A 13,422-nucleotide genomic window follows, 5' to 3' on the forward strand; every position below is an offset into this window, starting at 1 on the left:
CACGAGCCCAGGCAGACATGACGCCGAATTCCGGGCAAAAAAAACCCCGGACTTCGTATGGGGAGGGGGAAGTTCGGGGTCCAAGTCCGGACCGCTAGGGCGGGGTCCAGATATCTGCCAACACTTAACACAACATAGGAGCATCGAAAGGCTTCACCAGCCATTCAGTACCTCTGAGTGGCGGTTCACCGGTTTAGTTCCGAGCCCCTGGAAACTATTTGCGATAGTTTCATGAAACTCTCGATCTAAGGCCCCAGGCCTGCGCCGGATCCGCGACACTACGCCGCAGATCCTACACAGCTTTCACGCGGCGTTTAGTGAGCTTCGTCCCAATTCGAGCCAACACCCGCTTCCACCAGCAACGGCACGTCCAACTGCGCCGCGCCGCTCATGTGGACCCTAATCTCGGCTTTCACCTGGTCGACCAGGTCTTCGCGCACCTCAAGCACCAGTTCGTCGTGCACCTGCAGGATCACCCGCGCATCCAGCCCGCTCTCGGTCAGCCAGTTGTCCACCGCCACCATCGCGCGCTTGATGATGTCTGCTGCGGTGCCCTGCATCGGCGCGTTGATCGCGGTGCGCTCGGCACCTTTGCGCAAGGACGGGTTCTTGGCGTTGATGTCCGGCAGGTACAGGCGACGCCCGAACAGGGTTTCGACGAAGCCCTTTTCAGCGGCCTGGGCGCGGGTGCGCTCCATATAGGCCAGCACGCCTGGGTAACGGGCGAAATAGCGGTCGATGTAGTCCTGGGACTGCTTGCGATCGACGCCGATCTGCTTGGCCAGGCCGAATGCGCTCATGCCATAGATCAGGCCAAAGTTAATCGCCTTGGCGCTACGGCGCTGGTCGGTGGTGACGTTCTCGAGGGCGACACCGAACACTTCCGCGGCGGTGGCGCGGTGCACGTCAAGGTCGTTGCGGAAGGCGTGCAGCAGCCCTTCGTCCTTGGCCAGATGGGCCATGATACGCAGCTCGATCTGCGAATAGTCCGCCGCCAGCAGTTTGTAGCCGGGGCTGGCGACGAAAGCCTGGCGAATGCGCCGGCCCTCGGCGGTGCGGATCGGGATGTTCTGCAGATTGGGGTCGCTGGACGACAAGCGACCGGTGGCAGCCACAGCCTGCTGATACGAGGTATGGATGCGTCCGGTACGCGGGTTGATCTGCCCCGGCAACTTGTCGGTGTAGGTGCTCTTGAGCTTGCTCAGGCTGCGGTACTGCATCAGCACCTTGGGCAGCGGGTAGCCCTGCTCGGCCAGGTCATCCAGAACCGCCTCGGCGGTGGACGGCTGGCCCTTGGCGGTCTTGCTCAGCACCGGCATGCCCAGCTTGTCGTAGAGAATCGCACCGAGCTGCTTGGGCGAGCCCAGGTTGAATTCCTCGCCGGCCAGCGCATACGCCTCACGCTCCAGCTCGACCAGCTTCGCTCCCAGCTCACCGCTCTGCACGCCGAGCAGCCCGGCATCGACCAGCGCGCCCTGGCGCTCGATCTTCGCCAGCACCGGCACCAGCGGCATCTCGATATCCATCAGCACCGGCAGCACGCTGGGCGTCTGGGCCAGCCGTGCCTGCAGCGCATGGTGCAGGCGCAGGGTGATATCGGCGTCCTCGGCGGCGTAGGGGCCGGCCTTGTCCAGCGGGATCTGGTTGAAGGTCAGCTGCTTGGCGCCCTTGCCGGCGATATCCTCGAAGGCGATGGTGGTGTGGTCCAGGTACTTCTGCGCCAAGCTGTCCATGTCGTGACGGGTGGCGGTGGAGTCGAGCACGTAGGACTCGAGCATGGTGTCGTAGGCCACGCCGCGCATGTGGATGGCCGGGGTGCCGTTGGCCAGGATGTTGATGTCGTACTTGGCGTTCTGGCCGATCTTGCCCTTGGCCGGGTCCTCCAGCAGTGGCTTGAGCGCCAGCAGCACGCGCTCGCGGTCCAGCTGGGCTGGAGCGCCTTCGTAGTCGTGGGTCAGGGGCACATAGGCGGCTTCATGGGGCTCGACGGCGAACGACAGGCCGACAATCTGCGCCTGCTGGGCGTCCAGGCCGGTGGTTTCCGTATCGAAGGCGAACAGCGGCGCCTGGCGCAGCTTTTCCAGCCAGACGTCGAAGCGAGCCTGGTCGAGGATGGTTTCGTACTTCGGCTCAATCTTCTCGGCAACAGCCTCGGCGACAGCGGCGCCATTACCGGCTTGGGGCGCGCTGCGCTGGACTTCGGCAACCCAGCTCTTGAACTCCATCTCGGTATAGAGCGCCATCAGTGCTTCACGGTCGGGTTCGCCACAGACCAGGGCGTCCACCTCGACATCCAGCTCGACATCGCACTTGATGGTGGCCAACTCGTAGGAGAGGAAGGCCGCGTCGCGGTGCTCCTCGAGCTTGGCGGCGAGGGTCTTGGCGCCTCGAATGGCCAGGCCCGGCACCTTGTCCAGGTTCTGGTACACATCGCTCAGGCCGCCACCGATACCGGTCAGCAGGCCCACCGCGGTCTTTTCGCCAACGCCCGGCACGCCGGGAATGTTGTCGACCTTGTCGCCCATCAGGGCGAGAAAATCGATGATGTGTTCGGGCCCTACGCCGAACTTCTCGTGCACGCCAGCGACATCGAGCACGCTACCGGTCATGGTATTGACGAGGGTAACGTGGCCGTCCACCAGCTGGGCCATGTCCTTGTCACCGGTCGAGATGATCACCGGGCGGCCGGCGGCGGCGCTGCTGCGCGCCAGTGTGCCGATCACGTCGTCGGCCTCCACGCCTTCGACGCACAACAGCGGGTAGCCCAGTGCACGAACGCTGGCGTGCAGCGGTTCGACCTGCACCCGCAGGTCATCGGGCATGCTCGGGCGGTTGGCCTTGTACTCGGCGAACATGGCGTCGCGGAAGGTCCCGCCCTTGGCATCGAAGACCACTGCGAACAGGCTGTCCGGGTACTGCTTGCGCAGGCTCTTGAGCATGTTCAGCACGCCCTTGACCGCGCCGGTGGGCATGCCTTTGGAGGTGGTCAGCGGCGGCAGCGCGTGGAAGGCGCGGTAGAGGTAGGACGAACCGTCCACCAGGACGAGGGGCGCTTGGCTCATGAGGAGAATCAACCTTTTCGACGGGTCCGGCGCTAGAATAGCCGGATCAATGACGACAAAAGGACTAGGTTATCATGCGCACACTCAATCGCCTGTTACTGCTCGGTCTGCTGGCCACCATGCCAGTCGTCACCCAGGCGGCGGACGAAGCCCCATCGGCCGATCCCGATGTAACCATTCGCACGGAAGGCGATAAAACCATCCAGGAATATCGGCAAAACGGTTTCCTGTATGCGATCAAGGTCACGCCGAAGAACGGCAAGCCTTATTTCCTGGTACGCGCCGATGGCTCCGAAGGCAATTTCATTCGTTCCGACCAGCCGGACATGCTGATTCCGTCCTGGAAGATCTTCGAGTGGTAAGCTAGTAACGCGTATCGTTCTTATCAACCAGGCACTTCCGGGCGGAAGTGCCCGCATGGGCAATTCTTCAACATGTCAGTCTTCACCCCTGTGTCCCGGCCTGAGCTGGAAACCTTTCTGGCGCCATACGAGCTGGGCCGCCTGCTCGACTTCCAGGGCATCGCCGCCGGTACCGAGAACAGCAATTTCTTCGTCAGCCTGGAAAAAGGGGAGTTCGTCCTCACACTGATCGAGCGTGGGCCGGCTGAAGACATGCCGTTCTTCATCGAACTGCTCGACGTGCTGCACGATGCCGACATGCCCGTGCCCTACGCCCTGCGCGACCGCGAAGGGCATGGCCTGCGCGAACTGTGCGGCAAGCCTGCGCTGCTGCAGCCGCGACTGTCGGGCAAGCACGTCAAGCTGCCGAACAACCAGCATTGCGCCCAGGTCGGCGAGTTGCTGGCGCACATTCACCTGGCCACCCGCGAGCGCATCATCGAGCGCCGCACCGACCGTGGCCTGGACTGGATGCTGGAATCGGGCGCCGAGCTGCTGCCGAGCCTGAACCGGGAGCAAGCCGGGCTGTTGCAACCGGCGCTGGCGGAAATCACCGCGCACAAGGCGCAGATCCTCGCCCTGCCCAAGGCCAACCTGCACGCCGACCTGTTCCGTGACAACGTGATGTTCGAAGGCACTCACCTGACCGGGCTGATCGACTTCTACAATGCTTGCTCCGGGCCGATGCTGTACGACATCGCCATCACCGTGAACGACTGGTGCCTGGACGAGCAGAGTGGTATCGACCTGCCACGCGCCCAGGCATTGCTGGGCGCCTACGCGGCACTGCGGCCGTTCACCGCCGCTGAAGCGGAGCTGTGGCCGGTAATGCTGCGGGTGGCGTGCGTGCGCTTCTGGCTGTCGCGCCTGATCGCGGCGCAGGCGTTCGCCGGGATGGACGTGATGATCCATGACCCTAGCGAGTTCGAGGTGCGCCTGGCGCAACGCCAGCAGGTTGCGCTGAAGCTGCCGTTCGCGCTCTGATAGGCAATAGCGGCATTTGTGGGAGCGGGCCTGCCCCGCGATAGCGCTGGGCCTGCCAACGCTATCGCGGGGCAAGCCCACTCCCACCTGGTCCGCCTACAGCCTCAGAGCTGTTCCAGGCAGCCGACCAGGTCGCCGCCGAGCTTCTCCAGCAACCGCTCATAGCCCTTGCCATCCACCTTGTCGGTGCCACCCAGCGCATCCAGTTCGGCCAACCGCACCGGCAATCCGGCCGTCAGCGTCTCGGCCAGGCGCGGCCTCAGCGGCGGCTCGCTGAACACGCAGGTCTTGCCCACCGCCTGCAAGCGCTTGCGCATGGCGGCGACGTGCTGCGCGCCCGGCTGCACCTCAGACGCCACGCTGAACACGCCAGTGTGCTTCAGGCCATAGGCGGCCTCGAAGTAGTCGAACGCCTCGTGAAACACGAAGTAAGGCTTGCCGGCGATCCCCGCCACACGCAGCTTGATGCGCGCATCCAGGGCATCCAGGCGCTCGACGAACTGCTTGAGGTTGGCCTGGTAGCGCGGGGCATTGGCCGGGTCGGCCGCTGCCAGGTCGCCGGCCATCTTCGTCGCGATCACCCGGGCATTCAGCGACGACAGCCACAGGTGTGCATCGAGGCTGCCCGGACGGTGGTCGTGGTCATGATCGTCGTGGTCTTCCTCGTCATGGGAGTGGCTGTCCTCGCCGAAATGACGCAACTGCATGCCCGACAGCGACTGCACGGCCACGGTCGGCTTGGCGCGGCTCTTCAGCACGCGGGGCAGGAAACCTTCCATGTCCGGGCCGATCCAATACAGCAGGTCGGCATCGGCGACCTTGCGCACGTCGGAGGGGCGCAGTGCGTAGTTGTGCGGGGAGGCGCCCGGCGGCAGCAGCACATCGGCGCTGCCGACACCGTCCTGAACGGCGGCGGCGATCTGTTGCAGGGGCTTGATGCTGGTCAGCACGCGCACGTCGGCGTGCGCCGAAAAAGCGATGAAAGCGACAAAGAGGGCAAGGATTCGGGACACGGTGGATACTCGGGTCGTCAGAAACAGGTAACATAATAACGTCTCCATCCTGAACCGTCGCTGCCCATGTCCATCACGCCGCTGGCCCACCGTCCCCACGATCACTCCCATTGCGTCCACAGTGCGCTGGCCGAGGCCGACGCGCTGTGCAACCGTCAGGGCCTGCGCCTGACCGCCCTGCGCCGCCGCGTGCTGGAGCTGGTGTGGCAGAGCCACAAGCCGCTGGGCGCCTACGATATCCTCGCCGTGCTCAGCGAGCAGGACGGCCGCCGCGCCGCGCCACCGACCGTCTATCGTGCCCTGGACTTCCTTCTGGAAAATGGCCTGGTGCACCGCATCGCCTCGCTCAATGCCTTTATTGGCTGCAGCCACCCCGAGCACGCGCACCAGGGGCAGTTCCTGATCTGCCGCGAATGTCATGTCGCCATCGAGCTGGAGCAGAACAGCATCAGCGACGCCATCGTCAGCAGCGCCAATGCCGTGGGCTTTGCGGTCGAGACGCAAACCGTCGAAGTGGTCGGCCTGTGCGGCAACTGCCGGGGCAAGGCATGAGCGATGCCCTGATCCGCCTCGAGCAAGTCGGTGTCAGCTTCGCTGGCGAAGCGGTGCTCGACAGCATCGACCTGGCGGTGGCACCGGGCCAGATCGTTACCCTGATCGGTCCCAACGGCGCCGGCAAGACCACCCTGGTGCGCGCCGTGCTGGGGCTGCTCAAGCCGCATCGCGGCAAAGTGTGGCGCAAGCCCAGGCTGCGCATCGGCTACATGCCGCAAAAGATCCAGGTGGACGCCACATTGCCCTTGTCGGTGCTGCGCTTCCTGCGCCTGGTGCCCGGTGTAGACCGTGCGGCAGCCTTGGCGGCGTTGCAGGAAGTCGGCGCCGAGCAGGTGATCGACAACCCGATCCAGACCATCTCCGGTGGCGAGATGCAGCGTGTGCTGTTGGCCCGCGCGCTGCTGCGCGAGCCCGAGCTGCTGGTACTCGACGAACCGGTGCAGGGTGTCGACGTAGTTGGCCAGACCGAGCTGTACAACCTGATCACTCGCCTGCGCGACCGCCACGGCTGCGGCGTACTGATGGTTTCCCATGACCTGCACCTGGTCATGAGCGCCACCGACCAGGTGGTCTGCCTCAACCGCCACGTGTGCTGCTCGGGCCACCCGGAGCAGGTCAGCAACGACCCGGCCTTCGTCGAGCTGTTCGGCCAGAACGCCCCGAGCCTGGCCATCTATCACCACCATCACGATCACAGCCACGACCTGCACGGTTCGGTGATCGCCCCCGGCGCCCATGTTCACGGAGAGCACTGCAAGCATGGCTGATTTTCTTCTCTACGCCCTGCTTGCCGGTATATCCCTGGCGTTGGTCGCCGGGCCCCTGGGCTCGTTCGTGGTGTGGCGGCGCATGGCCTATTTCGGCGACACCCTGTCCCATGCCGCGCTGCTCGGCGTGGCCCTGGGCTTCGCCTTGGACGTCAGCCCGGCACTGGCGGTGACCGTCGGCTGCCTGCTGCTGGCGATCCTGCTGGTGACCCTGCAGCAGCGCCAGCCGCTGGCCTCGGACACCCTGCTCGGTATCCTCGCCCCCAGCACGCTGTCGCTGGGGCTGGTGGTGCTGAGCTTCATGCACGATGTGCGCATCGACCTGATGGCCTACCTGTTCGGTGACCTGCTGGCAATCAGCCCTACCGACCTTGCCTGGATCCTCGGCGGCAGCGCCTTGGTACTGGTGCTGCTGGCGATGTTCTGGCGACCACTGCTGGCGGTGACCGTGCACGAGGAACTGGCGACGGTCGAAGGCCTGCCAGTGGCCGGCCTGCGCCTGGCGCTGATGCTGCTGATAGCCGTGGTGATCGCGGTGGCGATGAAGATCGTCGGCGTGCTGCTGATCACCTCGCTGCTGATCATCCCGGCCGCTGCGGCACAGCGTCACGCCCGCTCACCGGAGCAGATGGCCGTGGGCGCCAGCCTGCTTGGCGTTTCTGCGGTCTGCGGGGGCCTGGCGCTGTCCTGGTTCAAGGACACCCCGGCCGGGCCTTCGATCGTGGTCTGTGCGGCAGTGCTATTCTTGCTGAGCCTGGCGTTGCCGAAACGCTGAATTTTCAGGGTGCGCGCAGGCGCATCCTGCAACCTTTTCGCAGGTTTCGAGTCTGAGAAGACTTGTTTTCGAGCGTGCGCACCTGGGTGTAGACTTGCTCGCTTTTTGCGCAAATAGAGAGTCGCAGGAATGAAGCCGTTCGCCTCACGTTATCTGCTTGTTGCCGCGTTTTCCCTGTTCCTGGCTGCCTGCTCAAGCAAGCCGGCCGAGCAGCCGGTGGCGCCTGCCCAGCCCGATGCCTGGCACCAGCTCGAGCAAAGCATCGCCAGCAACGAGCTGGCCACCGCCGAGGATCAACTGGCCGCCTTGCAGGCCCAGGCGCCGGATGACGCCCGCCTCGAACCGCATCAGCGCCAGCTGGCCGAGGCCTACCTGCGCCGTAGCCAGATTGTCCTGCAGAAGGGCGATGTGAATGCCGCTGCCACGGCATTGGCCCGCGCCCGGGCGCTGATGCCGCAAGCACCGGCCCTGACCGGTGGCGATGCCGTGGCCCAGGCACGCAAGGCCGAACTGGAAAAGGCCGAAGCGGCGCTCAAGGCTGCCGCGTCCAAGCCCAAGGCCCGGGTTATCGACCCGACCGCGCCGACCACCGTCGTGGCGCTGAAAACCACCGATAGCCGGGCGATGCGTCGCCAGTTGGACGATATCGCGGCGGACGTGGTGAGTTATCAGTGCGAGGTGGTGCTCCAGGTGCCGCGTACCGAGGATGCGCCTTGGCTCAAGACCCTGCTGGAGAAGCGAGTGCGCAAGCTCGACAGTGGCTTCGAGCTGAAGCAGAAGCATGAGATCCAGCGTTCATTGCCGGCGCAGGTGGTGTTGATCCCTCATCAGCAATAAACCTGTCAGGGCCTCATCGCCGGCAAGCCGGCTCCCACAGGGACCGCCTACAATCTGTGGGAGCCGGCTTGTCGTGGCGACGAACCGCGGCGATGGGCTGCAAAGCAGCCCCCGATTATGCAGGAACAGCTTCGGCAGCCGCCTCCCGCGCCCATACCCGGTGCCCCTCGACGGCCTTGAAGAAGGCCTCGAGCGCCTTCTGGTCATCGCCCAGCAACAGCCCCGCATCTTCCTCGAGTCCCAGCTTGTTCAGCAGCAGCTTGCCCTCACTGGCTACCCCCATGGGCTTGAGATGCTTGTAGGCCTCGAGCAGGAAGTGCTTGGCCACGCCGCTGTTTTCCAGCGCCTCCAGCGAAGCCTTGCCCGCCGGCACCCACACCCCGTCGAACATCACCGAGGGCATGCCCTCCATCGATGCATCCACCGGCAGCTGCTTGCCAGCGGCAGTCTTCACGGGTGCCGAAGTCGGCCCCAGCAGCATGGGACGCGCACTTTGCGCCTCCAGCGCCTTGACTACCTTGTCGACACTCGCGTCATCCACGCCATCAGCCATCAGGATGGCGATCTTGCGTCCACTGATGCCGATGTCCCCGGGGTGGTTCATCTGGCTCAAGGCCTTTGACTGTGCCGGCTTGCTGCCCTTGACCTTGACCGTGCCGGCCTTCGGCGCCGGCAGGCCGAGGTTGGCCGCCACCGCTGCCGCCAACTTGAGATCGATATTGGCCAGGATCTCGTTCACTTCCCGCGCGCGGATCGCCTCACGCTCGACCTTGCCCAGCTCGAAGCTGTAGGCCTTGATGATGTGCTGCTGCTCGGTGGGGCTCATGCTCTGGAAGAACAGGCGCGCCTGGGAGAAATGATCGCCGAACGACTCGCTGCGCTGGCGGATCTTGTTCGCGTCGATACGTTCCTGGTAACTCTCGAAACCGCCATCCTGCGCGGCGGGCGGCGTTTCCTTCGGCCACCCGCCATCGATCGAGTTGGGCTCGTAGGACGCCCGGCCCTTGTCGATGGTCATGCGGTGCATGGCATCGCGCTGGCTGCTGTGATTGGGCGCGACAGGGCGGTTTATCGGAATCTCGTGGAAGTTCGGCCCGCCCAGGCGGCTTATCTGGGTGTCGGTGTAGGAAAACAGCCTGCCCTGCAGCAACGGGTCATTGCTGAAGTCGATGCCCGGCACGATGTGCCCGGGGCAGAAGGCGATCTGCTCCACTTCGGCGAAGAAGTTGTCCGGGTTGCGGTCGAGCACCATCTTGCCCAGCGGGGTCACCGGCACCAGCTCCTCGGGGATGATCTTGGTCGGGTCGAGCAAGTCGAAGTCGAACTTGTGCTCGTCGGCCTCCGGCACGATCTGCACGCCCAGCTCCCATTCCGGGTAATGCCCGGTCTCGATCGCTTCCCACAGGTCGCGGCGGTGATAGTCGGTGTCCTTGCCGGCAAGCTTCTGGGCTTCGTCCCACAGCACCGAGTGCACGCCCTGGCGCGGCTTCCAGTGGAACTTGACGAAGCTGGCCACGCCTTGGGCATTGATCAACCGGAAGGTGTGCACGCCAAAGCCTTCCATCATGCGCAGGCTGCGCGGAATGGCCCGGTCGGACATCGCCCACATGACCATGTGCGCGGATTCGGGCACCAGCGACACGAAGTCCCAGAAGGTGTCGTGGGCAGAGCCGCCGGTGGGCATCTCGTTGTGCGGTTCGGGTTTGACCGCGTGGACGAAGTCGGGAAACTTGATCGCGTCCTGGATGAAGAACACCGGCATGTTGTTGCCGACCAGATCGAAGTTGCCTTCATCGGTGTAGAACTTCACCGCAAAGCCGCGCACGTCGCGCACCGTGTCGCCCGAGCCACGTGGACCCTGCACGGTGGAAAAGCGCACGAACACCGGGGTGATTTTCTCGGGGTCTTGCAGGAAGCCGGCCTTGGTCAGCTCGGCATGGCAGCCGTAGCTCTGGAAGTAGCCATGGGCGCCGGTCCCGCGGGCATGGACGATACGCTCGGGGATGCGCTCATGGTCGAAGTGGGTGATCTTCTCGCGCATGATGAAGTCTTCGAGCAGCGAAGGCCCACGGGCGCCGACCTTGAGGCTGTTCTGGTTGTCGGCGACCTTCACACCCTGGTTGGTGCGCAGCGCCTGGCCGCTGGCGTCGCTGCGAAACGCCTCCAGGCTCTGCAGTTTGGCGTTGGTGTTGGCCTTGTCCGGGGTGTCGGTGCCGGCGACAGGGCTGGGCTGTGGCGCCTGCGGCGTCTTGCTGGGCATCTTCGGCTCTCCTCATCAGTCTTCAGGCTGCCCGTTCGGGCTTGTTCAATTAGTGACTGGGCCGCCGTCGGATGCGTTCAATCGGATTGCCGACCGTCGCGTTATGCCGATTGGATTGGAGCGTGACGAAATAAATGCTAAGAACACGCAGGGGAAAAGGCTAAAATGCGCGCCCCGGCTAACCGCTGACCCAAATTCCATGCGCCCCACAAGGTTCGCTCAGTGATCGAGTTTCAAAATGTCCACAAGACCTACCGCGTCGCCGGTAGGGATATCCCGGCCCTGAACCCGACCAGCCTGACCATCGAAGATGGCCAGGTGTTCGGCCTGATCGGCCACTCCGGTGCCGGCAAGAGCACCATGCTGCGCCTGATCAACCGTCTCGAGGAGCCGTCCGGCGGCAAGATCGTGGTCGACGGTGAAGACGTCACCGCCTTCGACTCGAACCAGCTGCGGCGCTTCCGCCAGCAGGTCGGCATGATCTTCCAGCACTTCAACCTGCTGGCCTCCAAGACCGTCGCCGACAATGTCGCCCTGCCGCTGGTGCTGGCGGGCGAGCTGTCGCGTGGCGAGATCGACAAGCGCGTCACCGAGCTGCTGGCCCGTGTCGGCCTATCCGAGCACGCGAAGAAGTACCCGGCGCAATTGTCGGGTGGGCAGAAGCAGCGCGTCGGCATCGCCCGCGCCCTGTCCACCAACCCCAAGATCCTGCTGTGCGACGAAGCCACCAGCGCCCTCGACCCGCAGACCACCGCCTCGGTGCTGCAACTGCTGGCCGAGATCAACCGCGAGCTGAAGCTGACCATCGTGCTGATCACCCATGAGATGGACGTGATCCGCCGGGTCTGCGACCGCGTGGCGGTGATGGACGCCGGGCAGATCGTCGAGCAGGGCCCGGTGGCCGACGTGTTCCTGCACCCGCAGCACGCCACCACCAAGCGTTTCGTCCAGGAAGACGAGCAGGTGGACGAGAACGAGCAACGCGACGATTTCGCCCATGTGCCGGGGCGCATCGTGCGCCTGACCTTCCAGGGCTGCGCCACCTACGCGCCGCTGCTGGGCACCGTGGCCCGCGAAACCGGCGTGGACTACAGCATCCTTGCCGGGCGTATCGACCGCATCAAGGACATCCCCTATGGCCAGCTGACCCTTGCCCTGATCGGTGGAGACATGGAGGCGGCATTCGCCCGCTTCACTGCAGCTGACGTACATATGGAGGTACTGCGTTGATGGACATCCTCAGCTATTTCGCCAACGTCGACTGGGTCGAGATCTGGCAGGCGACCAACGACACCATGGTCATGCTGTTCATCTCACTGGCCTTCATCATCCTGCTGGGCCTGCCACTGGGCGTCGTGCTGTTCCTGTTCAGCCCACGGCAGATGTTCGAGCACAAGAAGGTCTACGCCGTGCTGGCGACCATCGTCAACATCGTGCGCTCGGTGCCGTTCATCATCCTGCTGATCGTGATGATCCCGATCACGGTGCTGATCACCGGCACATCGCTGGGCGTTGCCGGTGCCATCCCGCCGCTGGTGGTGGGAACCACACCGTTCTTCGCGCGACTGGTGGAAACCGCCCTGCGCGAGGTGGACCGCGGCATCATCGAGGCTACCCAGTCGATGGGCGCCACCACCCGCCAGATCATCTTCAAGGCCGTGCTGCCTGAAGCGATGCCGGGCATCATCGCTGCCATCACCGTGACCGCCATCACCTTGGTGTCCTACACCGCCATGGCCGGCGTGGTCGGGGCCGGTGGCCTGGGTGACCTGTCGATCCGCTTCGGCTACCAACGCTTCCAGACCGACGTGATGATCGTCACCGTGGTGCTGCTGGTCATCCTGGTCCAGGTACTGCAAATGATCGGCGACAAGCTGGTCGTGCATTTTTCCCGTAAGTAACCCCAATGGGGTCGGCCCGGCCGACCCGTTCGGGGGCCATTGCGGCCCTCACAAGGAGTGATCAATGAAGAAGCTGCTTGCTGTTGTCGCCGCGGTCGCGGCCTTCTCGGCCCACGCCGAGACCCTGACGGTCGCCGCCACCCCGGTGCCGCACGCCGAGATCCTCAACTTCGTCAAGCCACAGCTGGCGAAGGAAGGCGTGGAACTGAAGGTCAAGGAGTTCACCGACTACATCCAGCCGAACGTGCAGGTGTCGGAAAAGCGCCTGGACGCCAACTTCTTCCAGCACCAGCCGTACCTGGATGAGTTCAACAAGGCCAAGGGTACTCACCTGGTAAGCGTCGCCGGCGTGCACATCGAGCCGCTGGGCGTGTACTCGGCCAAGGTCAAGAAGCTCGACGAACTGCCTTCCGGCGCCGCCGTGGTCATTCCCAACGACGCCACCAACGGCGGCCGCGCCCTGCTGCTGCTGGACAAGGCCGGGGTGATCAAGCTCAAGGACAACACGAACATCCTGTCGACCATCAAGGACATCGCCGAGAACCCGAAAAACCTGAAGTTCCGGGAACTGGAAGCCGCGACCATCCCGCGTGTGCTGACCCAGGTCGATGCCGCCCTGATCAACACCAACTACGCGCTGGAAGCCAAGCTCAACCCGGAAAAAGACGCCCTGGCCATCGAAGGCAAGGACTCTCCGTACGTGAACATCCTGGTGACCCGCGAGGACAACAAGGACGCGGACGCGGTGAAGAAGCTGGTACAGGCCCTGCACTCGCCTGAGGTGAAGCAGTTCATCACCGAGAAGTACAAGGGCGCTGTGGTTCCTGCGTTCTAAGCCTGCATCCCGGGGCCGCTTCGAGGCCCTAG

At 64.3% G+C, this 13,422-nt stretch carries 12 protein-coding genes; 9 read left to right on the forward strand and 3 right to left on the reverse strand.

The window, feature by feature from the left end:
- Positions 1-314: 314 nt before the first annotated feature.
- The gene (gene polA, locus ACQ4OD_RS19465) at positions 315-3,062 is read right to left on the reverse strand and encodes a DNA polymerase I (protein ID WP_198754062.1); all 2,748 of its coding nucleotides are present in this window, start codon (positions 3,060-3,062) and stop codon (positions 315-317) included.
- A gap of 74 nt (positions 3,063-3,136) precedes the next feature.
- Between polA and ACQ4OD_RS19470 the strand changes: the two genes are divergently transcribed.
- Complete coding sequence (locus ACQ4OD_RS19470; protein WP_046853618.1) at positions 3,137-3,424, forward strand: DUF2782 domain-containing protein; 288 nt, start codon at positions 3,137-3,139, stop codon at positions 3,422-3,424.
- A 72-nt stretch (positions 3,425-3,496) separates the two neighbouring features.
- Complete coding sequence (locus ACQ4OD_RS19475; protein ID WP_102683014.1) at positions 3,497-4,447, forward strand: homoserine kinase; 951 nt, start codon at positions 3,497-3,499, stop codon at positions 4,445-4,447.
- A gap of 104 nt (positions 4,448-4,551) precedes the next feature.
- Here ACQ4OD_RS19475 and ACQ4OD_RS19480 read toward each other — a convergent pair whose 3' ends face one another.
- On the reverse strand, positions 4,552-5,508 hold the full coding sequence (locus ACQ4OD_RS19480; protein WP_198754063.1) for a zinc ABC transporter substrate-binding protein: 957 nt from the start codon (positions 5,506-5,508) through the stop codon (positions 4,552-4,554).
- A gap of 18 nt (positions 5,509-5,526) precedes the next feature.
- On the opposite strand from ACQ4OD_RS19480, the gene zur reads away from it, so the two are divergent.
- The 4 genes from zur to ACQ4OD_RS19500 all read left to right on the forward strand — a co-directional run bounded on the left by zur (position 5,527) and on the right by ACQ4OD_RS19500 (position 8,394).
- Positions 5,527-6,012, forward strand: coding sequence for a zinc uptake transcriptional repressor Zur (gene zur / locus ACQ4OD_RS19485; protein ID WP_046853615.1), 486 nt, complete (start codon positions 5,527-5,529; stop codon positions 6,010-6,012).
- Positions 6,009-6,782 (forward strand): zinc ABC transporter ATP-binding protein ZnuC, encoded by a 774-nt coding sequence (gene znuC / locus ACQ4OD_RS19490; protein WP_102683012.1) that lies wholly within the window; start codon positions 6,009-6,011, stop codon positions 6,780-6,782. The genes zur and znuC overlap by 4 nt, the downstream gene beginning before the upstream one ends.
- Complete coding sequence (gene znuB, locus ACQ4OD_RS19495) at positions 6,775-7,557, forward strand: zinc ABC transporter permease subunit ZnuB (RefSeq protein ID WP_102683011.1); 783 nt, start codon at positions 6,775-6,777, stop codon at positions 7,555-7,557. The genes znuC and znuB overlap by 8 nt, the downstream gene beginning before the upstream one ends.
- A gap of 129 nt (positions 7,558-7,686) precedes the next feature.
- Entirely contained in the window at positions 7,687-8,394 is a 708-nt protein-coding gene (locus ACQ4OD_RS19500) for a PA5502 family lipoprotein (RefSeq protein WP_430944775.1), read from the forward strand.
- A 115-nt stretch (positions 8,395-8,509) separates the two neighbouring features.
- Here ACQ4OD_RS19500 and katE read toward each other — a convergent pair whose 3' ends face one another.
- On the reverse strand, positions 8,510-10,654 hold the full coding sequence (gene katE / locus ACQ4OD_RS19505) for a catalase HPII (RefSeq protein WP_430944776.1): 2,145 nt from the start codon (positions 10,652-10,654) through the stop codon (positions 8,510-8,512).
- A 222-nt stretch (positions 10,655-10,876) separates the two neighbouring features.
- On the opposite strand from katE, the gene ACQ4OD_RS19510 reads away from it, so the two are divergent.
- The 3 genes from ACQ4OD_RS19510 (at position 10,877) to ACQ4OD_RS19520 (ending at position 13,390) form a co-directional block, all read left to right on the forward strand.
- Complete coding sequence (locus tag ACQ4OD_RS19510) at positions 10,877-11,884, forward strand: methionine ABC transporter ATP-binding protein (RefSeq protein ID WP_110696963.1); 1,008 nt, start codon at positions 10,877-10,879, stop codon at positions 11,882-11,884.
- Entirely contained in the window at positions 11,884-12,555 is a 672-nt protein-coding gene (locus ACQ4OD_RS19515) for a methionine ABC transporter permease (RefSeq protein WP_023632566.1), read from the forward strand. The genes ACQ4OD_RS19510 and ACQ4OD_RS19515 overlap by 1 nt, the downstream gene beginning before the upstream one ends.
- A 64-nt stretch (positions 12,556-12,619) precedes the next feature.
- Positions 12,620-13,390 (forward strand): MetQ/NlpA family ABC transporter substrate-binding protein, encoded by a 771-nt coding sequence (locus tag ACQ4OD_RS19520; protein ID WP_046853610.1) that lies wholly within the window; start codon positions 12,620-12,622, stop codon positions 13,388-13,390.
- Positions 13,391-13,422 lie beyond the last annotated feature (32 nt).

It is taken from the genome of Pseudomonas sp. WC1 (assembly GCF_050586565.1).
GTDB lineage: Bacteria > Pseudomonadota > Gammaproteobacteria > Pseudomonadales > Pseudomonadaceae > Aquipseudomonas.

What these genes read in the sequence shown, in the direction of transcription:
- polA (WP_198754062.1), bottom strand. Translation starts at nt 3,062, where the DNA reads ATGAGCCAAGCGCCCCTCGTCCTGGTGGACGGTTCGTCCTACCTCTAC.
- ACQ4OD_RS19470 (WP_046853618.1), top strand. Translation starts at nt 3,137, where the DNA reads ATGCGCACACTCAATCGCCTGTTACTGCTCGGTCTGCTGGCCACCATG.
- ACQ4OD_RS19475 (WP_102683014.1), top strand. Translation starts at nt 3,497, where the DNA reads ATGTCAGTCTTCACCCCTGTGTCCCGGCCTGAGCTGGAAACCTTTCTG.
- ACQ4OD_RS19480 (WP_198754063.1), bottom strand. Translation starts at nt 5,508, where the DNA reads ATGGAGACGTTATTATGTTACCTGTTTCTGACGACCCGAGTATCCACC.
- zur (WP_046853615.1), top strand. Translation starts at nt 5,527, where the DNA reads ATGTCCATCACGCCGCTGGCCCACCGTCCCCACGATCACTCCCATTGC.
- znuC (WP_102683012.1), top strand. Translation starts at nt 6,009, where the DNA reads ATGAGCGATGCCCTGATCCGCCTCGAGCAAGTCGGTGTCAGCTTCGCT.
- znuB (WP_102683011.1), top strand. Translation starts at nt 6,775, where the DNA reads ATGGCTGATTTTCTTCTCTACGCCCTGCTTGCCGGTATATCCCTGGCG.
- ACQ4OD_RS19500 (WP_430944775.1), top strand. Translation starts at nt 7,687, where the DNA reads ATGAAGCCGTTCGCCTCACGTTATCTGCTTGTTGCCGCGTTTTCCCTG.
- katE (WP_430944776.1), bottom strand. Translation starts at nt 10,654, where the DNA reads ATGCCCAGCAAGACGCCGCAGGCGCCACAGCCCAGCCCTGTCGCCGGC.
- ACQ4OD_RS19515 (WP_023632566.1), top strand. Translation starts at nt 11,884, where the DNA reads ATGGACATCCTCAGCTATTTCGCCAACGTCGACTGGGTCGAGATCTGG.
- ACQ4OD_RS19520 (WP_046853610.1), top strand. Translation starts at nt 12,620, where the DNA reads ATGAAGAAGCTGCTTGCTGTTGTCGCCGCGGTCGCGGCCTTCTCGGCC.